This window comes from Ferruginibacter lapsinanis, assembly GCF_020783315.1.
GTDB classification, from domain to species: domain Bacteria; phylum Bacteroidota; class Bacteroidia; order Chitinophagales; family Chitinophagaceae; genus Ferruginibacter; species Ferruginibacter lapsinanis.
In genome coordinates this window covers 1,800,745-1,826,041 of the sequence record NZ_CP086063.1, presented here as the reverse complement: position 1 = coordinate 1,826,041, position 25,297 = coordinate 1,800,745, and the positions used below count along the sequence as shown (strand labels likewise).

Genomic DNA, 25,297 nt, shown 5'->3' with positions numbered 1-25,297 from the left:
TCCGAAAGTTAAAAAATTTGTATGATATATACGTAAATGACTGTCTTTTTATTGCCTAATCTTCTATTAACTGATATATTTCAGGGATATTACGCCCTAATCCGTCATAATCCAGTCCAAAACCCAATAAAAAAATATTTTCAACACTAAACCCCAGATAATCAACGATCAGATCAGGGTGCTCCAAAGCATCCGGCTTTTGTAATAATGCAGAAATCTTTAATGATGCAGGTTGTTGATTATATAATTGTGGTAAAAATTTAGACAAAGTATTGCCGGTATCTACGATATCTTCTACAATGATCACATGCCTGTCTTTTAACGGCTCATCTAACCCAATGGAAGTTATTACATTACCGGTAGATTTAGTGCCTTTATATGACGCCAGTTTAATGAAACAAATCTCAGCTTCAATAGTAATTTCTTTAAACAGATCAGATGCATACATAAACGACCCGTTGAGTATAGCAATAAACAAAGGCTTTTTCCCTGCATAATCACGATTGATCTCTGCTGCTACTCTTTTTATCTGTTGACTTATTTTTTCTGCACCTATAAATGGTCCGAATTTTTTATCATGTACTTGTATAACTGGCATTAATATTAATTACTATTGTGAAACAATTAGTTGCTGACCTATTTTCAAAGAATCCGTAGTTAAATTATTCCATTCCATCAACTGCTGAACTTTTACTCCATTCTTTTTTGCAATAGAATATAAACCCTCCTTAGGCTGCACTTCATAATATTTGGGAGCACTTGAAGGTTTAACTATTTTATTCGTTTGATCATTTGTTTTGATCGACTTCAAGAAAAGCTTTGTACCCGGGTAAAGCTTAGTGTCTTCTTTTAAATTATTGTATGTCAATAATGCTTGGTAAGTGATCCCATTATTTTGAGCTACATCATATAAGGTCTCTCCATCCTGTGATATATAAAAGTCTTTATTTCCTACACTTTTTTTATGCTGTAAAAAAATGATCTGATCTTTGGATAATAACCCATCTTCACCCAGGTCATTATATTCAAGTAATTTACTAAGGTTGATATTATTTTTTGAAGCTATCACCAATAAAGATGTTCCTTTTTTTGCAAATACACATTTACTGCCATTGATAACAGTAGTAGCATTTTTCAAATCCAATGTTGTTTTCTCTGTATTCTCTGCAGGTGTTGCAACAGCTGTAACAACTCTTTCTTCATCCACAACAGCAGCTGCAGGCGGTTCCTTATCATCGGTAAAATCTTCTGAATTAAATTTAGGCACTTCATCAACAGCTGCTAAAGAATATTGTTGCAGATTATATTGTTCAATATGCTTGATCAGTATCTTAGGATAATTTGGATTGGTAGCATAGCCCGCTTTTTTCAATCCTTCTGCCCATTGTTTATAATCCAGTGGATTTAATCTGAATAAGAATGCATAACGTTCTCCAGCCCTTAAAAAATTACTGTGATCACGGTAAGAATCTTCAGCCGTTTTATACACTCTGAAACATTCACCCGGAGCATCGTCATCATGGCTAACACCACTTGCCGTCCATGTTGTTTTACATTTAATCCCAAAGTGATTATTTGATTTTTTTACCAATGCACTATTACCGCTTTCTGTTTCAAGAATTCCCTGTGCAAGTGTGATCGCTGCAGGCACTCCCATCCTCTTCATTTCTCTGATGGCAATGTCTTTATACAATGCTATATATTGCTCAGGAGTGATTGTCTGAGAAAACAACGCTGTATTGATTAATAAAATAATTCCTATCAGAACTGATCTTTTCATTTCAAATATTTAATAATAAATTATATTTTTCTTAACAAGAGTAAACCATCTCTAACTGTTAATAATACCTGCTCTACTCTTTCATCATTTTTTACTAACTCGTTAAATGCCTGAATAGCTTTGGCATTTTTTCCTGAAATAGTATCTTTCAAAACTTCCCCATGAAACAAAACATTATCAACAATTATAAGACCATTTTTCTTTACCGATGGCAAAATTAACTCGTAATAGCCAATATACCCTGTTTTATCTGCATCGATAAATACAATATCCCAGGTTTCTTTTAGCAAAGGTATAATTGTATTTGCATCACCAATATGCGTTTTAATTTTATCTTTATAAACAGACTGTTGAAAAAACAAATTTGCACCTTCGTCCCTGATATCAATTGTATGTAATATTCCATTGTCTGTCAGGCCTTTGGCTAAACATAAAGCACTATATCCCGTAAAAGTTCCAACCTCTAAAATCCTGGTGGGCTTTAATAATGCACTAAGCATTGACAAAAACTGCCCCTGCACATGACCACTAAGCATATGCGCCAGCGGGTGTGTTTGTACGGTTTTTTCTGCCACCGTTTCCAACAATACTTCATCAGCAGTAGTGTATGCATCTGCATATTTTTCCGCGGCAGTATTTACTAGCTCAATTGCCATCAACTATCCAATTTTCAGTTTTTATTATAAATATAAAATGCCATTTCTCATATTTTGCCGCATGAGAAATGGCACCCACTAACAGTATAAAAGTACAACTATTTTAATTTTTTTATGCTTTTTTAGAGATAATTAACAAGCCGATAAATGTAAGCAGACCATTTATTACCAGCAACTCTAACCCTATCTGGAATCCTCCAAACATATCTGCCTGATACTTATCAATAAAAAAACAAATGATCGGCGCAATTACAGCAACCACGGGAACCACAGGGTCATTCACTGTTCGTTTAGTAAGAATACCAAAGGCAAACAAACCCAACAATGGACCATAGGTATAACCGGCTACTTTTAATATTACACCTATCATGCTGGAACTATCTATCCATTTAAAGATCATCACAAACAATAAAAAAACTGCAGCAAAAGTCAGATGAACAATCTGCCTTGTTTTTTTTTGCTGACTCTCTGACAAATGACTACTACGATGCAGCCCTAAAATATCTATACAAAAAGATGATGTAAGTGCTGTGATGGCTCCATCAGCACTTGGAAACAAGGCAGAGATCAATGCAATGACAAAGATGATAGAGATATAAGGAGGCATATGCATGATGGCCGTTGCAGGAAATAACTTATCCCCTGTTTCTGTAACGCCATTTTTAGCTGCATACAAATAAAGCAAGCCGCCTAACAACAAAAATAAAAAATTCACAACGATCAGTATACCTGAAAACGTGATCATATTCTTTTGAGAATCTTTGAGAGTTCTTACACTGATGTTTTTTTGCATCATTTCCTGATCAAGCCCTGTCATCGTAACAGTAATAAAAGCTCCCGCAATAATTTGTTTCAGTATAAACAACTTATTATTAGGATCAGTAACAAATATATTACTGTATCCCTTCTCAGATAATGAGGACATTGCTGTACCAAAACTCAAATCCAGAGAATGTAGTATGTAAACAATACAAACCACCAACCCCACTAACATACAGGTAGTTTGCAATGTATCGGTATACACAATCGTTTTTACACCGCCTTTAAAAGTGTATAGCAATATCATCAATAAAATAATGAGTGTGGTAAACCAAAATGGCATATGAAATCCTTCACCTAGATTGGCAAAAATACTATCCTGCAAGATCCTCACTACCAGGTACAATCTGGCTGTGGCACCCAATGTACGGGATAAAATAAAAAATGATGCGCCTGTTTTGTAAGAGGTAAAACCCAATCGATTTTGTAAATAATTATAGATCGAAGTAAGGTTCATCCGGTAATACAACGGTAATAAAACATAGGCTATGATGGCATACCCTATTAAATATCCAATCACTATCTGAAAATAAGCAAAGCCCTCAACTCCCATACCCATTGGCTTTCCAACAGCTCCGGGCACACTTACAAAAGTTACTCCACTTAAACTTGTACCGATCATTCCAAATGCTACCAGCATCCAGTTACTGTTTCGATTACCGATAAAAAAAGAATCATTATTACTGCCTTTGGAGGTAAAGTAAGCAACTGTAAGAAGTATCAGAAAATAACCAATTACAAAAGAAAATAAAATAAATGGCGACATGGATTAAATTAAAAATTAAGAATTAGCTTGCTTTAAAATTCAAGATAGGTAAAATATGCAAATAAAATCAATCGCTGTTTTTTGTGGCAGCAAAGCGGGCGCTAACCCCTTATACACACAACATGCAGAACAGCTGGGTTTGTTATTGGCCGAAAAAAGTATCCAACTTATATATGGCGGTGGCAACAAAGGTTTGATGGCTTCTATTGCAAATGCTGTTTTACAAAAAGAAGGTAAGGTAACAGGGATCATGCCGGAGATATTAGCTCAATGGGAACATCAACACGATGGCATCACCGAATTGATCATTGTAGATAATATGCACACCAGAAAAAAAATGATCTATGAAAAATGTGACGCTGCGGTAGTATTAGCAGGCGGCTTTGGTACTTTGGATGAATTATTTGAAATTCTTACCTGGAACCAACTCAGTATCCACAACAAACATATTTTTATTTTGAACACAGATGGATTTTACACACACCTGATTGCACACATGCAAAAACTCTTTGCAGATGGTTTCTTGTATGAATCCCTCGAAAGCAGGATGACCATTCTAAATGAACCGGCGGAACTGGTAAGGTTTTTAAATTAATATTTTTTATTTCTTCCCTGAAACAATGCAATGTTATATCCGGCTCTTACTACAGGCAATACTCTGCCATAAGTATCCAGGTAAGGCGAATAGGGATCTTTAAGCACATCAAACATGAGTGAAAAATAATAATAACTATTATTACCCACAGATCTGCCACTTGTGTAGCCGGCACCGATCAGCAAACTATTGGATTCAACTTTGTAAACTGCAGGTGAGATATAACTCCCAGTAGCGGGAATATATTTTTGCCTGATAAAATTATGCTCATATTGCGCCTGCGCAAATAAAAATTTTACCGGAAAAAGCCTAACAAATGCACCTGGACCAATGGTGGTTTGTCTTAATTTATCATTCACTTCATAATAATCTCTTTGAGAGATATAATTATAATTCACAGAAACGGCTACATCAATCCATTTATTGATGCTATACCCAAAATGTGGACTAATACCAAAGGATGTGGTTCCAGAGCCAAATCCCAATCCGATGTTTCCTCCGGTAAAGAAATTTTCTTTCTTAAATCCTTTCGTTGACTCTGCTGATTTTTCTTCATCCTGTGCCTGAGCAAAAGATATTACACATAATAATGACAGTACTAAAATTGATCTTCTATTCATTGCTATTAAAATTTAGGGCATAAAACTTTACGGGTATCACCGTTATATTCACTATAAAAACCTTTCTTGGTTACATTGAATTCTGATGCACCCTGCAAATTATTGAAATTTTTCAATGCAGAGGTTGTCGCATCATAACTAAAGGTAAAACGAATGTTTTTTATTTCGAAGCCTACCATCGGAATAACAGCATCGCCTACACGATAATACACTCCTGCTATCAGTTGTTTTTCTCCCGCTTCAGATAAATTATAATTGGCATTCAACCCTACCACCAGTTCTGACGCTTTTGCCTGCATAGTATAATAGGCATTAGGATTAATGATCACCCTGTCATTTGGTTTTAAGATAGCATTGACAAAACCAATATGACGCATAGCAATTCTGCTGCTATCGCCATTGGATGAAAAAAAGGTTTCTGTTGGCCTGTTTACATGATGTATAGAATAGCCGGCATTGATGTATGTATTTTCATCAGGGAAATATGCATAATTCAACCCTGCCTGCATGTCAAAATAACTAACATTAGTAGCTACAAAATTTGGATAGTTAGCAGTAATGGAACCATCAAAAAACTTACCATTGAACTGGCTCGGAAAAGTGAGCTTACTAAGATCTATCCGTTTGTTAACCCACCCCAGGTTAAATCCTGCACTCAGTAAACTGGCATCTCCCAACATCTGGTGATAAGCAACCGATCCATATACTTTTGTAGATCTTAAACTTCCTGTTCCGGCAATGTCACTTAATACCACACCACCAACTCCCATCCATCCGTTCTCAAATTTATTCCTTAATATCTGTGCATCTCCATAAATACTGGTCGTTTTATAGGGAGCAGTCAATATAGATGACCATTGACTTCTATAATGGGCGCCAATCCTGTAATCGGCATCTGGAATGAATCCTGTATTAGCCGGGTTAGTAGTTAAAGGCGTATTAAAAAATTGAGAAAAATGCAGATCCTGAGCAAAAGCAACAGGCAATAGACAATAAGCAATACTAATTAGTAGCAATCGTTTCAAAAGAAACGGCATGTTAATTAATTTTACAGTATAATATTTTTGTCTATCGTTAAACATCTCAATCTAAATATCTCTTTTAAAATCGTACATCCAAAATCATAATTCGTAAATAGATCTATCTTAACAAAGATATATCCCCTGTTTTCTTTACTTTTTTCCCATCAGATAAAACCGCTTCTAATGTATATACATATACATCCATAGGCTGCGGCTTATTTTTATACTCTCCATTCCAACCTATCTTCGGACTTGTTGATGTAAACAATAATTGCCCCCAACGATTGTATATATTCCAGGTCATCTTAACAACACCAAACCCTGCCACTCTTATCACACTATTGATATCATTACTGTTAGGGGTAAATGCATTTGGCACATCGATCAATGGCTCTACAATTGCTTCCACAGCCTGACAAAGTGTATCTATACAACCGGCTTCGTTTTTAGCCATTAAACAAACATTAAATGTATCTGTTGCATTAAACTGATGTAGAGGATTAGCTGTTATCGAGCTATCCCCATCACCAAAATTCCATAAATAACTAACAGCATTCAATGAGGAGTTAATAAATTGTGTGGGGGTATTTACCTTCGCCGTTACAGGAGTAAAACTAAAATTCGCTGTTGGCATACTGAATATTTCAATATCAACTGTCATGGTATCTCGTTGATTGCAGGTAAATAGATCAATGGCAATTAAGCGAACGGTGAAATTACCTGCCCTGGTATATAAATGTGTTGGTGTTACGTCTGTAGATACAGGGCTTCCATCACCGAAATCCCAGATAAAATCAGTGCCTCCCAAAGACTTATTTACAAATTGAGCAGTATATGGAGCACATCCTTTTGCCGGGGTACTAAAATCAGCTTTTACAATACTTGCCAATCGAATGGTCTTTGAAAAACTTTGTGGTGTATTACAAAAGATAGAATCTATTACAGACAATTTCACATCATATGTTCCAACCGACGCATAGGTATGTGTAGTATTTGGGCTGTATGCTACTGTATCCAATTTACTACCATCACCATAATCCCAGATATATTTGACAGTTCTTTCTCCTCCAAAAATAGAAGTAGTTGTATTGGTGAACTCAAAACTTAAATTAGTACAAGGCGTCAATTTAGTAGCAGTGAAAGAAGGAAAAACCTCATTGGTTCCTACTTTAACTCTTGCATAAGCTGTATCAGCAATATTACATTTAGAAGAATCAATACCTACCAGCATGATATTATAATATCCAGATGCCATATATAAATGATCTACTGTAGCAACCGTAGTTGTTACGTTTGCAGACCCATCGCCAAAATTCCAGATATATTTTTTTGCTTTAGCAATGGTATCTGTAAATGTTATGGTAAGTGGTGCACAACCGGCAGTATCATTCGGCACACCATCTATTGACACCTGTACAGAAGACGCAATACCCGAAAAATTCATTTCAATTTTTACCGCGGCTTCATTACAACTTCCAGAACCATTTGTTCTTGCCCATGCCCCTGGAGACGTTGGGAAAAAACCCAGGTTTCTCGGACCGCCACAGTTTGCACACAATGCCTGGTAAATAATTCCGTTAGCATCAAACCTGCTTGTACCTCCATCTACGTGGTCGCCAAGTTCTCCGCCCGTTTGCCCGAAGAAACTTCCGAACAACTGGCTATTGGCATTTTTTTCCAATACAAAGAAATAAAAATCATCTCCATCTGTAGTTGACTTAATTGCATCCGGAGTAATGGGTAAACCTCTTGTTCCTGCAGAAGGATATAGTTTACTATTACTGATACCCCCGCCCCAACCAGACACATATACATTCTGACACCGATCTACTAAAAAAGCAATAGGTGAAATATTGGGAACAGGTACATTGGTTCCAAAAACAGTAGAATAAACAAATGCCGAAAGATCGGGTTCCAGCTTACTGATAAATTGCTTACCTCCGTTGCTGCTAAATAATGCATTCTTAACAGGCCAGTTTCCGGTAGTGGTACCCATGATATATGGAAACCCGAATTTATCAAATTGAACTCCGTAGAGCATATCATTACCGTTAGTGCCCAGATAAGTTGTTTTAATAAGCGAATTGCCGGCAGGATTTAATCGAAACACAAAACCATCGGTTGCACCTCCCTGATAATTCCCTGCAATCACACTTGTTTTATCACCAGGTAAATTATTACTGGTTGTAGCCCCTCCTACATAGATATCCCCATTTAACGGATTAGCAGATAAAACAAAACAAGCATCACTTCCACTACCACCAAAGAAAGAACTGGATTGTAGTGCCGTTAATTCTGATGTAAATTTTAAGAATAAACCATCTTGTCGTCCACCTCCAAAAGTATTTTGAAAAGCTGAACCAACTATGGGAAAATCGGGCGACTGTGTACATGACACTAATAATATATCACCACTAGCATTCAGTATTACTTCAGAACGGGCATCATCACCATAATTTCTACGTGTTTCAAATGCGCCATCAGTCTGACCATTAGGAGTGATCCCCGCCAATGAAACATATTTAGGTTTTATATTCACGCCATCGTCTCCTCTTCCGCCAATTCTTATTGACCCTGTCAATAATGTTCCTGTCGCATTAAATTTAGACACTACTATATCATACCCTCCCTGGGTTCCAATAAAAGGAATAGTTGTAGGGTATGGCACCCTGCCGTTAGAATTGGATCGACCGGCTACAACCAAATTACCTTGGGCATCACATATCATACTATGCGGCTGTTCATTACCGTCACCTCCCAGATAAGTGCCATATAATCTGTTAGCGCCATTAGAAGACAACTTAATGATCGCAATATCATACGGTCCATTGCCATCTTCATCTACACCATATTTAAAGTTCATTTGATAAGCTCCCGGAGAAACAGGAAAACCAAAATCAAAAGCAATACCAGCAGCAAACATAGTCCCATCGGGCCCAGGGGTTGCAGTATACCCCCAATTATCAGCAGTGCTTCCGGTGAATGTGCTGAAAATTAATGTAGGATCGATGACAATAGTTGCATCAGGAGAATAATCTCTCACTTTAAATTTGATACGATTTTTCTTTAATTGATAGCTGCACTTCAGTACCTGCTTTTCGTTATTATGTAATTGATAAGTATAAGGATATAATTCCTTTATTTCTCCCACCGATGTCTGCACCAACAATTCTTCATTTTTAATACTAAGTTGATCTGCTCCTTCATATTGCATAACAATATCATTAATCCGGCCACCCGGATTAACAATGATATCATATTTTAACGTTGTGCCATCTGTATAATAGCGTACATCAATATTAGGATAGATATTCTTATACAATACTGCCTGGTAAATTTTGCAATCTCCCTGCCATTTACTTTTATCATTCCCGATAAAGTAATTGTTATAAGTAGGTAATATTTTTTCAGGCAGTACCTGAACATTATTGGAAGCACCAACAAAATTGACTTTATATGCATGTGAACGAATGGTAATGGGTTGATCCATTTTTACCACTTCTTCTTTATCACTTTCTTTGTCGCTTCTGTTGTCAATTTTACTTTTGTTATGGCTATGACCATGTATCTGCTCGGAGAATTTTTGCAGATCATCAGGATGATGCAGCGAAACAGTAAAACCATTCTTTTCAAGAAAAAAAGCACCCGACTGTATGTCGGATTTAAAGTTTATTCTGCTATTCCACTGACCTTTATTTTCTATGAACGAAAGTTGAGCATGAGCAGATGTAACCACAAAAAAAATTGAAGCGATCAGCAATACAGATATGGATATTTTTCTCAACATAAATATTTTAACGGCTCAAATTATCTTAACAAAACATACTACCGGAATGTTCTCATTCATTTAAACCCGGATAAAGCTCTTCAATTTACGATATTTTACTCCAGATTGTTTTACCCTTTTGCCATTGCAAATATTCCTTTACAGGCAAATTTTCAGCCATTGTAAATTCAGGGTCATTTTCAACGATCACATTGGCTGCCTCTTTAGCTGCTTCCAGCATAATTCGGTCTTGGACTATATTCGCTATCTTAAAGTTTAAATCACCGCTTTGCCTTGTCCCTTCTATATCTCCCGGCCCCCGTATCTCCAGATCCTTCTCAGCAACAGCAAAACCATCATTAGTAGCGCAAAGTATTTTCAATCTTTCTTTCGCTTCTGCAGACAATTTGTTGCCTGTTAATAAAATGCAAAAACTTTTCTCAGCCCCTCTTCCTACCCGTCCACGAAGCTGATGCAGTTGCGATAAACCAAATTTTTCTGCACTTTCAATTACCATTACAGATGCATTCGGAACATTTACTCCCACCTCAATTACGGTAGTACTCACCATAATATTCGTATCTCCTGTAACAAAACGTTTCATGTTTACTTCTTTTTGTTCTGCCGGTTGTTTTCCGTGTACCATACTGATCCAGAATTTTGGTTCAGGAAAAAACGACTTCACTTCTTCAAAACCTTTCATCAGGTTTTCGTAATCCACTTTAGAAGATTCTTCAATTAACGGATACACCACATACGCCTGTCTTCCTTTTTCTATTTCCTGCCGCAAGAAATCCATTACCTGCGGCCGCTTGCTTTCAAAACGATGGATGGTATTAATTGGTTGTCTGCCCGGCGGCAATTCATCAATTACACTGTAATCCAGATCTCCGTAGGCAGTTAGTGCAAGTGTTCTTGGTATAGGCGTTGCCGTCATTACCAGGATATGCGGGGGTAGCGAATTCTTTTTCCAAAGTTTAGCTCTTTGTGCCACTCCGAATTTATGTTGTTCATCTATCACCGCAAACCCAAGATTTTTAAACTGTACTTTATCTTCTATCACCGCATGTGTACCAATTAAAATATGCAAAGAGCCATCTTCACATTTTGTCAGTATTTCTTTACGCTCTTTGGTTTTAGTAGACCCTGTCAATAACCTCACTTCAATATTCATTGTTCCTAACACCGCTGTAATTCCATTAAAGTGCTGCTGAGCAAGAATTTCTGTAGGCGCCATCAGTACACTCTGAAAATTATTATCTGCCGCAATCAACATACTCAATAAAGCCACAATGGTTTTCCCACTTCCCACATCCCCCTGTAAGAGTCGGTTCATTTGTTTGCCGCTGCCTGCATCTTTTCGTATTTCTTTCAGCACCCTCTTCTGGGCATTGGTCAATTCAAAAGGAAGAAATTCGTTGTAAAAAGTATTGAAAAAATCACCTACTTTATCAAAGATCCATCCTTTACTGAAACGATGCCGGGTACTGCGTATCAATCCTAATCTTACCTGGGCAAAAAACAGTTCCTCAAATTTTAATCTGCGTACAGCATGTTTATACATTTCTTCTGTTGCAGGAAAATGGATATGACAATTGGCTTCCCAGCGACTGATAAAACGATATTGTTTAATGATACTTTCGGGCAGATTCTCGGGCAGGTCTTTTGGAGATAATTGTTGCAATAACGCATACGTTAATTTCGCAAGCATTCTTCCATTCAGTCCCCTCACTTTTAATTTTTCTGTAGATGGATAGATAGGCTCCAGGAATTTTTTCCCTCCTGCCTTTTCTTCTGTGTAAGGCTCTATCTCGGGATGCACAATCTGTATTTTACCCATAAATGAGCCCACCTTACCAAACACCAGGTAATGATGTCCTGTATGCAAGGTTTTGGTGACCCAGTTAATCCCCTGAAACCATGTCAGTTCTATTTCGCCGGTATCATCCTGTAAATACGCCACCAAACGTTTGCTTCTCTTTTCTCCCACAATATCAAAATGCATTAACTTTCCGGCAACCTGCACATAGTCTGCATTAAAATTGATTGAGCGTATCTTGTCTACCTTTGTTTTATCCAGATGTCTTAACGGATAATGTTCCAACAAGTCTTTATACGTAAAGATGTTCAGCTCTTTCTTAAGCATATCTCCCCTTAAAGGACCCACACCCTTTAAATACTCTATCGGACTAAATAATATGTTTTGAGAAGATGAGATAGTAATTCTTTTTACAAAGATATTTTATTTGAAGCAGCTATTGCCGTCATTCTAACCAGCAGAAATAACACTATATAACAGGGTTATTGTGGTATATTATTATAAAACAACAGTAGCCAGTTCTTTATCAATTTTTTTATTCCACTCTGCCTGTTTTTCTTTATCAATTCCATTCTTTGTTTCGATATCATAACTACGCTGCATATTATTTAACGCATACGATACATCATTATATATCTGTTGGATTTCATTGCGATAATTGTTTAAAGAAAAAGTGGTTGTTCTTAATTTTTGTATAAACAAAAATGTATTGATGTAACTGATATCAAAATGTCGTTGCTCATGATTTAATACATAATCGTTAGTACTCCCCGGCTCTACCCACGATTTAAGTTTGGAGAAAGTACAATTAACTGTAAACGTAAATGTCGCCAGTTCTTCTGTACGATGCAGTTTGAATTTATATCCCAGCCCGGAAGAAGTGATGGCGGATGTATTAGCCGTATCGGTAGGTATCCCCTGGAAATCTGCCCACCTTAGTTTTTTGCCTGGCTTATATGGTATAAGTAAATTATCTGCAGGATCTGCCGGCACGTACTTCACTTCCACCGAGATCTGTTGGGCTGAAATTGCAGAAGAAATAAAAAGAAAAAACAAACCGAATAAGTATTTGTACATCATTGAATAAGATTATGATTCACCAATGCAAATATTATTCTTATTTCCCAATGGCAGGGTATTTTACAATAGTCTTAACATTGTCTTATTCTTCAACATAATTCAGATCCTTACCAAATGTTTCTTTAGTAAAGATGGCTGCAACGATCGCTATCGTCATCACGATAGCACCGGTCACCATTCCTGCCTGTACATAACTCATACTGGTTTGCAAACCGGTAAAAAGAATGGTGGTAAGAACGAGTGATCCTCTAACCATATTAGGAACAGTAGTAGCAACGGTAGCCCTCAGATTAGTACCAAATTGCTCTGCCGCCATGGTAACAAATATGGCCCAAAAGCCGGTAGCAAAACCAAGCATGGCACATACCCAATACAAATTGGCTGCGGTAGAATTATACAATTGAGTAAAGAAAATAAATATTGCTATAATAGAAAGTGAATAGAAAATATACAATGCTTTTTTTCTGCTTTTTAAATACTGACTCAGCAGGCCCACTAAAATATCTCCAATAGAAATAGCAACATAAGCATACATCACCGACTTACCACTATCAATTTTATCTTTAATATTAAAATTAGCAGCAAATTTATTAGAGAAGCTTACTAAAATCCCGATCACAAACCATGTGGGTAACCCGATCAAAATGCAGAGCATATATTTTTTAAACCGCTCTTTATTGGTAAACAGCATCAAGAAGTTCCCTTTTTGTACCGACGTATTTTTTACCTCATTGAACATACCACTTTCGGCGACAGATATACGAAGGATCAACAATAATAACCCCAATCCTCCACCAATAAAATAACAGATACGCCAATCGAACAATTGCTTGAAAACAAATGCCAGCACTGCACCACTCAACCCAATGCCGGCCACCAGTGAAGTGCCAACTCCTCTTTTATCTTTAGGTAATAATTCTGCCACTAAAGTAATTCCTGCACCTAACTCTCCGGCCAAACCAACACCTCCGATAAAACGACACCAGGCATATTGCGGCACCGTTTGTACAAAACCATTGGCAATATTTGCTAAAGAATATAAAAGTATGGAACCGAATAACACACTCAATCTGCCTTTTTTATCTCCCAACACACCCCACAAGATTCCACCGATAAGCAAACCGATCATCTGAATATTAATAATAAACAAACCCTTGCTGTCTATCTCATCGGCACTCAAACCGAAACTAGCCAAGCTAGGTTGACGAAGTATACTAAATGCCAGCAGATCATAAATATCTACAAAGTAACCAAGTGCAGCTACTAATACGGCAATATTGAAGATCGAAGAATTCTTGTTTTGCATTGCAACAAATTATACAGAAGTATTATCAGGTTTTTTTTTCTTTACAAAAAACAATTTAAAAGCAACAGGAGCTGTCGTTACTACAACTATACCTATTACAATTACTTCTAAATGTTTTTCCAGATCAAAATTAAATTGACTTTTGCAAAAAGTATTTAAGTAATGGCCAGCAAAAAGCATCGTTACTACCCATGCTACGCAGCCGATGACATTAAAGAAACCGAATTTCTTTTTATCCATACCTACAATACCGGCAACGATCGGCGCAAAAGTCCGTACAATAGGTAAAAACCTTGCCATTACAATGGCACCGCCGCCATGCTTTTCATAAAACTCATGTGCCTGGTACAGGTATTTTTTCTTGAACAAAAATCTGTCTCGCCAGTTATACATCGCAGGACCGATCTTTCTGCCAAAAATATATCCCACCGTATTTCCTAAAATTCCGGCTATGATACAAAGCGCACTAATGATCAGTAAATTAAAAAAATCATTGCCGGTATTTAAAGAAACAGAATTCACCAAAGAAGTACTTAAGATACCCGCCACAAACAGCAGCGAATCTCCGGGCAAAAAGAAACCAACAAACAAACCCGTTTCCGCAAAAACGATGAACAACAATAACCACAAGCCGCCATTCTCAATATACCATTGCGGTTGCAATAATTGATGCCAGTTAAAAGCCAACAAAATAAAATCCATCATAAAACGTAGTTGTTATTATTAATTTATGAATGCTCTAAAGCACCCTCCCATTTACTAACCGCAGCTGTTGCCAATGCATTACCTAATACATTGGTCATACTTCTGCCCATATCACAAAAAGTATCGATCGCCAAAACTAAACCAATTCCTTCAGGAGGAATGCCAAACATACCACCTGTTGCCAACACTACTACCAGCGACGCTCTGGGCACACCGGCAATACCTTTACTGGTAAGCATAAACACCAGCAGCATCGCAATCTGTGTTCCTACATGTTCCGTTACAGCAGTAACATTATATGCCTGTGCAATGAACATACTGGCAAAGGTCATGTACATCATGCTGCCATCTAAATTAAAAGAATAGCCTAATGGCAATGTAAAGGAAACAATTTTATTGTTGCAACCAAAACGTTCCATCTCTTCCACCAATTTCGGAAATACTGCTTCGCTGCTGGCTGTATTAAATGCAATGGCCATCGGATCTGAGATACGACGCATCAATACTATTAATCTTCTTCTCAGGATCAGCCACCCAACAAATAACAAAACACCCCACAACACAGCCAATCCCAAATAGAACGAACCAATATAATAAGCATAGGTTTTTAAAATACCCAAGCCTTTAATAGCGATCACTCCCGTCATAGCACCAAACACACCAACCGGTGCCAGGTTCATTACATAGCCAACCATTTTAAGTACCACATGTGTTAATGAGTCCAGTGCATTAATGATCGCATCCCCTTTTTTACCGATCGCTGTTAATGCCACCCCAAAGAAAACAGAAAAAATAACCAGCTGTAATATCTCGTTATTCGCCATGGCCTCTATCACACTCCTTGGCACCACATGTTCAACAAATTTATCTAAAGAAAATTCTTTGGTCTTACCCATCAGGTCTTTTGCTCCTTCCAGATCGGCATTAGCCAGGTTAACACCTACTCCGGGTTTTGTAATAGTAACCAATACCAACCCCAGCAGCAAACTGATCAGCGAAGCTGATATGAACCAGATCATTGCTTTACCTCCAACTCTGCCCACCGTTTTAAGATCACCGAGTTTAGCAATACCCACCACCAGCGTAGCAAATACCAACGGCGCAATGATCATCTGCACCAATCGCAAAAATATAGTAGCCAGTAATTTTATCTTGGGAGCAAAATCTTTTACAAACTCAGGAGAAGCTTTTTCATGAATGATATAACCTGCCACTATACCCAACACCATCGCAATTACAATATATAGTGTAAGGCGGTTGGGTTTAGAATCAGTTGGCTTTATAATTTCCATAAAAGCTAATTAGGTTGCAATATAAGGATGATTTGGAGATTTGATGATTTGGGAATTTGGAGATTTGATAATTTGGAGATTTGATGATTTGAAGCATTCTTGTAATCTAATAGCACCAATCATTTCCAAATCTCCAAATCTCCAAATTTTCAAATTAAAAATATATTGCTTATTTTTCCAGATCATTAAAACAACATTAATATTCATCATATGAGTTTATTTATAAAGAAACCATTACATCTTTTGATGGCTGATGCAGGAGATACAGACAAAAAAGGATTAAAAAGAACATTAACGGCAACTTCATTGATTGCTTTAGGTATCGGCGCCATCATCGGTGCCGGTTTGTTTGTAAGGACGGCTGCTGCCGCTGCACAAAATGCAGGACCTTCTGTAACACTTGGTTTCATTTTAGCTGCTATCGGTTGCGGATTAGCAGGATTATGTTATGCTGAATTATCTTCTTCCATACCCATTGCCGGTAGTGCGTATACGTATAGCTATGCCACTATGGGAGAATTTGTTGCATGGATCATTGGATGGGATCTGGTATTGGAATATGCTGTAGGTGCTGCCACCGTTGGTATTGCCTGGAGCGAATATTTAAATAATTTACTGGTAAACGTATTGCATTGGAAAGCCATTCCCTATGCCCTCTGTCATTCTCCGTTTGAGCACAGTGTAGATGGATTAGAACATGGCATGATCAATTTACCGGCCTTAGGTATTGTTGCCGCATTAAGTTTATTATTGATAAGAGGTACACAGGAATCGGCTGTTGTAAACAACCTGATCGTAATTGCAAAAGTGAGCATCGTTATTTTGATCATCATCATTGGCTGGGGTTTTATGAACCCGGTAAATCATGAGCATTATATTCCTGCCGCTACAACCTATGTAGATCATCAAGGTATCAGTCACCACTTCGGAGGCTTTTGGGGAATAGTAGGTGCCGCCGGTGTAGTGTTCTTTGCCTTTATTGGTTTTGATGCGGTGAGTACGGCAGCGCAGGAAGCCAAGAATCCCAAAAGGGATATGCCCATAGGTATTCTCGGTTCATTAGCAGTTTGTACCATCTTGTATATTTTATTTGCACACGTGCTTACCGGGGTTGCCACGGTACAAGATTTCAGAACTACCGGTAAAGAAGCATCAGTAGCATTTGCCATCAACAAATACATGATGGGCTATGGCTGGCTTGGTAAATTAGTTACCGTTGCCATCCTTGCAGGTTTCTCTTCTGTAATACTGGTAATGTTATTAGGACAATCAAGGGTTTTTTACTCTATGAGTAAAGATGGTTTATTACCAGGTGTTTTCAGTAAAGTGCATCCAAAATTTAAAACACCATACAAAGCCAACTTAATTATCTTGGTCTTGGTAGGTTCTTTTGCTGCATTCATTCCCGGAGATATTGTGGGTGATATGACAAGCATCGGAACGCTGTTTGCTTTTTGCCTGGTATGCATTGGCGTTATCATCTTACGCAAAACAGATCCCGATCTTCCCCGTCAGTTCAAAACACCATGGGTACCGTTAGTACCTATCCTTGGCGTAGCTGCTTGCCTGTTAATGATGCTTGGCCTTGGCTGGACAAACTGGTTACGTTTATTCGGATGGTTGGCCATAGGTATTGTTATCTACTTTTCTTATAGCGCTAAAAATAGTAAGCTGAGAAATCCCGATAAGAAAGCATAAAATATTTTTTTCTTTTTGGGACAAGCATTTGTTTTTCATGGCGTCATCGTTGTGTCACTCACTTGTGCGGCATACCTATGTTGAGCTTTGATTGATGCGGATATAATAATACTATAGACTTTTATTTTTTCTATGGCACAAACTTTCGCATATATTTGAGTTAGGCGTAATTAATACCCGATTATCAGATGGTGGACAATGAATATGAAAAAGTTTGCTTAATAACAGGAGCAGGAGCAATAGAAAATGCCTGGAAACCAATTATTAGGATATTAGAACCTGAATACAAGTTTGTATTTGACATCGATTCTTCTAATTTTTTCTTATCACTACTTGTATATCAATTAAGGACTATAGCTTTTGATGACAGCCCAAATTCTAAGCAACATCTTGAATTGATGCTTAGAGATTACCATCTTATAAAAAGTGAACTTTGTAGAAGTTTGATTTTTGCAGAGAAACATAAAGAGATATTTATACGCAAACAATTTTTCTCAGTTCTGGATAAATTTATTTTTCAGAAGCACATAAAATCTGTTCAGATAACCACTAATTGGGACACAGTAGTAGACAATGCAGTTAATTATTATGGACATTCAACTGAAGGTGGAATAGTTGGACGACTTGAGACATTTCACTTACACGGAAGCGTTCAAAATTCTAAAACACTTTATTTGCCCTCCGAAATTACGAGAGAACCTTACAGGTCGAAGGAAGAAAGTGTTCAAATGCTGAAAAATCATTCATCAGTACTTAATGCAGTTTCAGAATGCAATAGAACAATACTTTATGGAATTTCGCTTGACCCTTTAGACGCAGAATTAGCACAAATATTATCATTAGGTTGGGATTCTATAAATACCAAAGAAATTGTAGTAATAAACCCAGACTATAAAAAAGTTGCGAAACGAATCAGGCTCTTACTAAATGATGAAGAACGTAATATCAAAGTCACTGCTTATTTGCCTGACGACTTAGAAAATGAAGTCCAAGTTTGACTATTCCGTTAGGCGCAGGACTCTGTCCTGCAGCCGGCGAGTTACTAAAATATCATCATTTTAACGTTAATAAAGTAACGTATAGACACAGGACGGAGCCCTGCGCTTATAAAAACTCCCTCTTCTGCAATAAATCATTACTCCCCCCTCCTCGGTACGATCACTTGTAAAACTTCACCCTATCAATAAAATATCCCACCAACAAATCTGTAATACTAACAAACATAAAATAGCACTTCAATAATCCTCCACTTAAGAACCCTATAAACAATTCAAATACACTTCATGTGGCGTTGGCAGGACAAAGCGCCGGAGGCGTTGCTGTTGTCCTTGATTTTTTTTGTTACTTTTTTTTGTCAAGAAAAAAAAGTAAAGAAAACTCCTCCCTCCCGGCGGGGTTTTATCCTTGGTTGGTACTCCCCCACTCATCGTCGATCGGTGACGACACCGACCTTAGGGCCCGGAAAGCTTCCTGCAACTCAAAGCAACACATCCGCCTATAGCGGAAAGCTTCCCACAACCCAAAGCAACACATCCGCTTATAGCGGAAAGCTTCCCACAACCCAAAGCAACACATCCGCCTATAGCGGAAAGCTTCCCACAACCCAAAGCAACACATCCGCCTATAGCGGAAAGCTTCCCACAACCCAAAGCAACACATCCGCCTATAGCGGAAAGCTTCCCACAACCCAAAGCAACACATCCGCCTATAGCGGAAAGCTTCCCACAACCCAAAGCAACACATCCGCTTATAGCGGAAAGCTTCCCACAACTCAAAGCAACAAATCTACATTAGATAGAAAGCTTCCCACAACTCAAAGCAACAAATCTACATCAGGTAGAAAGCTTCCCACAACCCAAAGCAACACATCTACATCAGGTAGAAAGCTTCCCACAACTCAAAGCAACGCATCTACATTAGGTAGAAAGCTTCCCACAACCCAAAGCAACATATCTACATCAGGTAGAAAGCTTCCCACAACCCAAAGCAACACATCTACATCAGGTAGAAAGCTTCCCACAACCCAAAGCAACACATCTACATCAGGTAGAAAGCTTCCCACAACTCAAAGCAACATATCTACATTATATGGAAGCGTCTCCCTACCTTGTTTCCTGGCATACGAAACAGCAAAATAAAATGTAACAAAATTATTTCCTGTGCCACGAAACAAGGTAAAGTCCTTGACTTTTTTTGTGACACATGCCAATCATTTCGGGATTACTTTCTTTTGTCAGGAAAAAAAGTAAGGCCCCGCCGCCAGGTGAAAGCATTACAAAAAACTTTCTTATTGCTTTCTATTTTTTAATACTGTACCTTATACGGGTCGTTAACTTAAATAATGCTGCCATGTTACTACGTCCCATCTGCTTCATAGCCATACTATTCCTTTTTTCATGTTCAAAAGACCCGGCTCCTTCAGCCACTGTCGGCGCTGTTAGTTTTACCGCAAATGGCACCGCATATAGTTGGACCCAAAACACAGATTACAATGCAGAAGCGTTTATGGCCATGTATATTTACGAGCATCATGCAGGTTCGTTCCGTCTTTTCATCAGCAACGATTACAGTAATCATTTGCTTCCTCTAAGAGAAGTTAACCTAACGTTGGAAACAAGTTCGCTAGCCATTAATACACCTTACACTTATACTAATACTATTGCAGATAATACACTCCCGCCTCATTCCGTTTCTGTTTCTGCTATCACTATCAATGATCCTGCTCATTTTTATGGCGCTTCAAAAATAGGAGATGCTGCAACAGTAACGATTACCAGTATTCATAGCGGTATGGCTGATGGCACTTTCAGTGCCACATTAACACGTGGCAGTGATAACGCTGTCGTTACTATTACTGGTGGCACATTCAGGAATATAACAATTGGTCCTTAGTTACAAGGGCAACATTTTATAATGCTTACGGCACTTCTTTTGCCGTTATCATTTTTTGTTTGTAACCAACGTAACAATGATCTTGTCCATAACTCATTGTTGCAAAATTTTTACCATTTCTTACATCATTCACACCTTCTTTCCATTACCCGAAACATAGCCATACCTTGTATTAAAACAAACATACAAATATGGAAAAGCGTGTACTTGGGATCATATTATCCCTCTTCGGTGTTGTCAGTTTAGTTATTGCCGGAATGAACTTTATGGACGGTGGCACAGGCACAAAAAATGTAAAAATGGTTATTGTGTTTGGTCTTATCGGAGCCATCTTCTTTTTTTCAGGTATCAGCCTGGTAAGAAATACAAAAGACAAAGCAACCTAGAATATTCATCAACAAAAATTATCACTTTCCTGTGCTGTTAAAATCATTATTTTTAAATAATGACAGACGAAAAAGCACAACAGGAAAGAGCTGCACAATTGCGCAAACCCACCGGGGAAAATGGCATCGCCACTGCAGAGTGGATGAACCAGGGAAACCGACAGATGAACCTTGATACGATCAAAGTATTACAGGCCACTGAAGGCGACACCATTTTAGAGATAGGTATGGGTAATGGATTTTTTGTGACTGATATTCTATCACAACATAACTCCATCACTTATACCGGGTGTGATTTTTCTGAACTGATGATCACAGAATCTGAAAAGATAAATGAAGCCTGGATAGCTAAAGGCCTTGCAAAATTCTTTTTGGCCGATGTCGCTTCTCTCCCATTTGCCAACAATACATTCAACAAAATATTTACCGTTAATACCATTTATTTTTGGGATAATGCAATTGCAGTATTACATGAGATAAAAAGAGTACTCACTACCGGGGGTATATGCATCATCGCACTTCGTCCAAAACACCAGGCAGAAAAATACGAATTTACAAAATACGGATTCACTTTATATTCAAAAGAAGATCTTACAGAACTACTTACTGCCAATGGATTCAATGTTATCAAGACAATTGAAAATAAAGAACCCGACCTGGAGGTTAATGGAGAGATCTTCCCAATGGAAAACCTGATCGTTGCAGCTAAAAAAATATAATTCATTGCATCACTACAGTTAGTGCCTCATCTTTTTGTAAAGAATTGGTAAAACCAATCTTTAAATGATATATTTGAATGATCTATCTCTACCCCTTCGAACACTGCTACCGTTTATTTACTTCATAAAATAAGCAGCAATGAATATGCTCAAAATAAAAAGAATTGAATCCATCGACCTGTTAAAGGGGCTGGTAATGGTAGTAATGGCACTCGATCATACGAGAGATTATTTTCATTTCTCCGCATTCCTTTACGATCCTACAGATCCTGTCCATACCACATGGCCGATATTTTTAACCAGGTGGATCACTCATTATTGTGCACCAACATTCAGCTTTCTGGCGGGCATGTCTGCCTTTTTAATAAGCAGAAGAAAAAGTACTCCGGAGTTATCGCATTTTCTTTTTACCCGTGGGTTATGGCTTGTTTTTATTGAATTAACTATTGTGAATTTTGCCTGGTTTTTTGATATTCAATTCAGAACGCCTTCGCTCATCACCATCTGGTCGTTAGGCGTAAGTATGATCGTGCTATCAGTTATGATCTACTTACCAAAAAGAATTATTTTGATCATTAGCTGCCTGGTAATTTTCGGTCACGATCTGCTCGACAATATTCATTTTAAAGACAATATGCCTTGGGCAATGATTCATGACGGAGGCCTTTTCAATCTTTCACATGGCTATCAAATGTTAGTGGGATACCCTGTTATTCCATGGATCGCTGTAATGTCTTTAGGATATTGTTTTGGTTCATTTTATGATAAATCATATAGTAGTGTAAGACGCAGAAAAATTCTGACTTATATCGGTATTACTGCTATCATCACTTTTATCATTGTAAGATCCATCAATATATATGGCGACCCTATAGGCTGGAAATCGTATGATGCCATTTCGAAATCAATGATGTCTTTTTTAAATCCTCAAAAATATCCGCCATCACTTTTGTATCTGCTAATGACATTAGGACCATCACTTATTTTTTTGGCAAACTCAGAGCAGTTAAAAGGAAGGATCGTAAATTTTTTCTGCACTTTCGGAAGGGTGCCTTTTTTCTTCTATGTTCTGCATATATACGTTATCCATGTTCTTGCATTGGTGGCTGCTCAACTTACCGGGTATGGCTGGAATAAAATGATCTTTCATGGCGGCTGGCTAACCGATCTCCCCGGCTTAAAAGGCTATGGCTTTCCTTTATGGATCGTTTACCTGGTATGGATCGGCATCATTGCCATCTGCTATCCGCTATGCAAAAAATTTGATGCATACAAAATGAATAATAAAGAAAAAAGATGGTTGAGTTATTTATAACATAACACTTAAGGGTATTTTCAGAAAAATATTAATACTTATCTTCATCGCATAATTATTACACGTTCTGGTATGGCATTGAACATCAAAAAATTTCATCAGCTGATCATTGCTATCGCCCTACTTGTTTATTGCATAACAGCATATAATAGTCATGGTTATTTACAGGAAGATGAACATTACCAGATCATCGAATTTGCTCAACTAAAATCAGGAGCAAATATCCCACAGGACATGCCCTGGGAATATCATGCAGCCATGAGGTCTGCCGCCCAACCTTTTGTAGCCTATTGTTTGTTTAGATCCTGCTCCTGGGTAAATATTACCGATCCGTATACATTAGCTTTCCTACTCAGACTAATGAGTGCGTTGTTGGCTATATTCATTATCAACAAATTTGTAAAAGCCACAATACAACGCATCAACGAGAAATATCAACAGCTATATATATTTTGCTCATATCTGCTATGGTTTCTGCCTTTTTTAAATGTCAGGTTTTCATCAGAAACATGGTCAGGGTTGTTTTTTCTTTGGGCTACCGCCATTGTTGTAAAAAACAAAAATGAAAACTTTTTGATCGGAGTGTTGTTAGGCATAAGCTTTTTATGCCGGTTTCAAACTGCAATATTAACAGTGTCTTTATTGTCGTGGTTACTCCTCATCAAAAAAGAAAACCGGGCAAATATTTTAAAAATATGCGCCGGAGGAATAATTATTGTTCTTGCAGGAATCATACTCGATCATTGGTTATATGGTAAGGTCACTTTTACCGCATGGAATTATTTCTACAATACTTTACTATCCGACAAAGTAATTCAATTCGGAAATTCTCCATGGTATGCATATGTAAAACCGCTGATAGTAAAACCTTTTTTGCTTTTAGGAACGGCTATTGTAGCTTCGGTAACAACACTCATACTTAAGGATAGAAAAAATATTTTTCTGTGGATCGCACTTCCCTTTCTGGTAATACACTCAATTATACCACATAAGGAATTCAGGTTTTTATTCCCCCTGATGAATTTTATTCCTGTTATCATATTGATAGCATGGCAAACGATCGAACCAAAACTATCCGGAATAAATCAAATTTTATCACGAACATTCTTCAGCAATATCATTGTTATAATATTGTTTCTTATAAATGCAGTTGCATTAGTTGCTGTAATGAGTAGAGCTGCAGACGGAAGGGTGGCAATTTCCAGGTATTTACACAACACCTATCCTTTACAACCAAAAAAAATAGTATATAGTCGTTGGTGCGATTATGTTACACCAGAACTTCCTGCTACATTTTATACAGATAAAAATACCGCATTGGTTCAGTTAGATGCTTTATCATTATTCAACATCTCTTTTATAGATACCACAAAACTTAATTTTTTTGTCCTTCGGAGAGGAATTGATCAGGCGCAAAATGATGCTAAGGGCAATCTGCTTGAAACATTGGGTTATAAAAAAGTAAAACAGAGTCTTCCGCAATGGATAGCCAATATAGGCATTCCCTGCAAAATGATTTACGAAACAGAGATCCTCGAACTGTATCAGAAGCAATAAAAAAGTCCCGAAAAATCCGGGACTTTTTTTATTGCTCTTTTAAAATATTTTAGAACGGCAGATCGTCTGCAACAGGCGAATCACTTGCTATCGATCCGCTTGATGGCGAACTGGTAACTGATGATGAAGAAGAAGCCGGACGTTGAGCCGGAGCGTCTCCGCCACTACCGCCAAGCAATTGAACACTTTGCACTCTCATACGCAAAGTAGCTGCCGCCTGATTATCTTTATTCATATATGCTTCTGCTTCAGGCGCCCCTTCAGCATACACTGTTTTTCCTTTAGTAAGATATTGTGCAACGGCTGTTCTATCTGTCCAGTAAGCACATTCTACCCAGGTTGTTCTTTCTTTTTGATTTCCCTGACTGTCTTTAAAACGCTCTGTGTGAGCAACGCTGAAGTTAATTACGTTCTTTCCGTTTACTTCTTTTACAATGCAATCCTTACCAAGGTTGCCTACAATTTGTAACTTGATCATAACTGTGTGTTTTTAAATGTTTAATC

Annotated in this window: 22 protein-coding genes; 9 read left to right on the top strand and 13 right to left on the bottom strand. The window is 37.7% G+C overall.

Annotation, left to right across the window (positions count from 1 at the left end; all coding sequences use genetic code 11):
* Window positions 1-55 precede the first annotated feature (55 nt).
* The 4 genes from hpt to LK994_RS07875 form a co-directional block, all read right to left on the bottom strand.
* On the bottom strand, window positions 56-598 hold the full coding sequence (gene hpt / locus LK994_RS07890; protein ID WP_229759528.1) for a hypoxanthine phosphoribosyltransferase: 543 nt from the start codon (window positions 596-598) through the stop codon (window positions 56-58).
* 12 nt (window positions 599-610) lie between these two features.
* Complete coding sequence (locus LK994_RS07885) at window positions 611-1,780, bottom strand: glucosaminidase domain-containing protein (RefSeq protein ID WP_229759527.1); 1,170 nt, start codon at window positions 1,778-1,780, stop codon at window positions 611-613.
* 20 nt (window positions 1,781-1,800) lie between these two features.
* The gene (locus LK994_RS07880) at window positions 1,801-2,436 is read right to left on the bottom strand and encodes an O-methyltransferase (protein ID WP_229759526.1); all 636 of its coding nucleotides are present in this window, start codon (window positions 2,434-2,436) and stop codon (window positions 1,801-1,803) included.
* Window positions 2,437-2,548: 112 nt separating this feature from the next.
* A complete protein-coding gene (locus tag LK994_RS07875) occupies window positions 2,549-4,021 on the bottom strand; it encodes a sodium:solute symporter (protein ID WP_229759525.1) in 1,473 nt (490 codons plus the stop codon).
* Window positions 4,022-4,076: 55 nt separating this feature from the next.
* Here LK994_RS07875 and LK994_RS07870 point away from each other — a divergent pair, with 55 nt between their 5' ends.
* Entirely contained in the window at window positions 4,077-4,616 is a 540-nt protein-coding gene (locus LK994_RS07870) for an LOG family protein (protein WP_229759524.1), read from the top strand.
* Here LK994_RS07870 and LK994_RS07865 read toward each other — a convergent pair.
* From LK994_RS07865 to LK994_RS07830, 8 genes are all read right to left on the bottom strand, one after another.
* Window positions 4,613-5,236, bottom strand: a complete 624-nt coding sequence (locus tag LK994_RS07865) for a hypothetical protein (protein WP_229759523.1) — start codon at window positions 5,234-5,236, stop codon at window positions 4,613-4,615. The two genes, LK994_RS07870 and LK994_RS07865, sit on opposite strands and share 4 nt — an antisense overlap.
* Before the next feature lie 5 nt (window positions 5,237-5,241).
* On the bottom strand, window positions 5,242-6,273 hold the full coding sequence (locus LK994_RS07860) for a PorP/SprF family type IX secretion system membrane protein (RefSeq protein WP_229759522.1): 1,032 nt from the start codon (window positions 6,271-6,273) through the stop codon (window positions 5,242-5,244).
* A 103-nt stretch (window positions 6,274-6,376) separates the two neighbouring features.
* Entirely contained in the window at window positions 6,377-10,045 is a 3,669-nt protein-coding gene (locus LK994_RS07855; RefSeq protein ID WP_229759521.1) for a DUF7948 domain-containing protein, read from the bottom strand.
* 85 nt (window positions 10,046-10,130) lie between these two features.
* The gene (recG, locus tag LK994_RS07850) at window positions 10,131-12,224 is read right to left on the bottom strand and encodes an ATP-dependent DNA helicase RecG (RefSeq protein ID WP_229762282.1); all 2,094 of its coding nucleotides are present in this window, start codon (window positions 12,222-12,224) and stop codon (window positions 10,131-10,133) included.
* A 117-nt stretch (window positions 12,225-12,341) separates the two neighbouring features.
* Window positions 12,342-12,923, bottom strand: coding sequence for a hypothetical protein (locus LK994_RS07845; RefSeq protein ID WP_229759520.1), 582 nt, complete (start codon window positions 12,921-12,923; stop codon window positions 12,342-12,344).
* 82 nt (window positions 12,924-13,005) lie between these two features.
* Window positions 13,006-14,229: an MFS transporter gene (locus LK994_RS07840; RefSeq protein ID WP_229759519.1), complete on the bottom strand. Its 1,224-nt coding sequence runs from the start codon at window positions 14,227-14,229 to the stop codon at window positions 13,006-13,008.
* Between the two features lie 9 nt (window positions 14,230-14,238).
* The gene (locus tag LK994_RS07835; protein WP_229759518.1) at window positions 14,239-14,934 is read right to left on the bottom strand and encodes a DedA family protein; all 696 of its coding nucleotides are present in this window, start codon (window positions 14,932-14,934) and stop codon (window positions 14,239-14,241) included.
* 23 nt (window positions 14,935-14,957) lie between these two features.
* The gene (locus LK994_RS07830; RefSeq protein WP_229759517.1) at window positions 14,958-16,226 is read right to left on the bottom strand and encodes a dicarboxylate/amino acid:cation symporter; all 1,269 of its coding nucleotides are present in this window, start codon (window positions 16,224-16,226) and stop codon (window positions 14,958-14,960) included.
* A 210-nt stretch (window positions 16,227-16,436) separates the two neighbouring features.
* Between LK994_RS07830 and LK994_RS07825 the strand changes: the two genes are divergently transcribed.
* From LK994_RS07825 to LK994_RS07790, 8 genes are all read left to right on the top strand, one after another.
* On the top strand, window positions 16,437-17,924 hold the full coding sequence (locus LK994_RS07825; RefSeq protein WP_229759516.1) for an amino acid permease: 1,488 nt from the start codon (window positions 16,437-16,439) through the stop codon (window positions 17,922-17,924).
* 188 nt (window positions 17,925-18,112) lie between these two features.
* A complete protein-coding gene (locus tag LK994_RS07820) occupies window positions 18,113-18,922 on the top strand; it encodes a hypothetical protein (protein WP_229759515.1) in 810 nt (269 codons plus the stop codon).
* A gap of 438 nt (window positions 18,923-19,360) precedes the next feature.
* Window positions 19,361-20,062, top strand: coding sequence for a hypothetical protein (locus LK994_RS07815; RefSeq protein ID WP_229759514.1), 702 nt, complete (start codon window positions 19,361-19,363; stop codon window positions 20,060-20,062).
* Between the two features lie 211 nt (window positions 20,063-20,273).
* Window positions 20,274-20,816, top strand: a complete 543-nt coding sequence (locus LK994_RS07810; protein WP_229759513.1) for a hypothetical protein — start codon at window positions 20,274-20,276, stop codon at window positions 20,814-20,816.
* 191 nt (window positions 20,817-21,007) lie between these two features.
* Window positions 21,008-21,202 (top strand): hypothetical protein, encoded by a 195-nt coding sequence (locus LK994_RS07805; RefSeq protein WP_229759512.1) that lies wholly within the window; start codon window positions 21,008-21,010, stop codon window positions 21,200-21,202.
* A 59-nt stretch (window positions 21,203-21,261) separates the two neighbouring features.
* A complete protein-coding gene (locus tag LK994_RS07800) occupies window positions 21,262-21,921 on the top strand; it encodes a class I SAM-dependent methyltransferase (RefSeq protein ID WP_229759511.1) in 660 nt (219 codons plus the stop codon).
* Window positions 21,922-22,060: 139 nt separating this feature from the next.
* Window positions 22,061-23,236 carry a DUF1624 domain-containing protein gene (locus LK994_RS07795; protein ID WP_229759510.1) on the top strand — a complete coding sequence of 392 codons (1,176 nt, stop codon included), beginning with the start codon at window positions 22,061-22,063 and terminating at the stop codon, window positions 23,234-23,236.
* Window positions 23,237-23,308: 72 nt separating this feature from the next.
* Entirely contained in the window at window positions 23,309-24,793 is a 1,485-nt protein-coding gene (locus tag LK994_RS07790) for a glycosyltransferase family protein (protein ID WP_229759509.1), read from the top strand.
* A gap of 49 nt (window positions 24,794-24,842) precedes the next feature.
* Here the strand turns inward: LK994_RS07790 and LK994_RS07785 are convergent, their stop codons facing one another.
* The gene (locus LK994_RS07785) at window positions 24,843-25,271 is read right to left on the bottom strand and encodes a single-stranded DNA-binding protein (protein ID WP_229759508.1); all 429 of its coding nucleotides are present in this window, start codon (window positions 25,269-25,271) and stop codon (window positions 24,843-24,845) included.
* Window positions 25,272-25,297 lie beyond the last annotated feature (26 nt).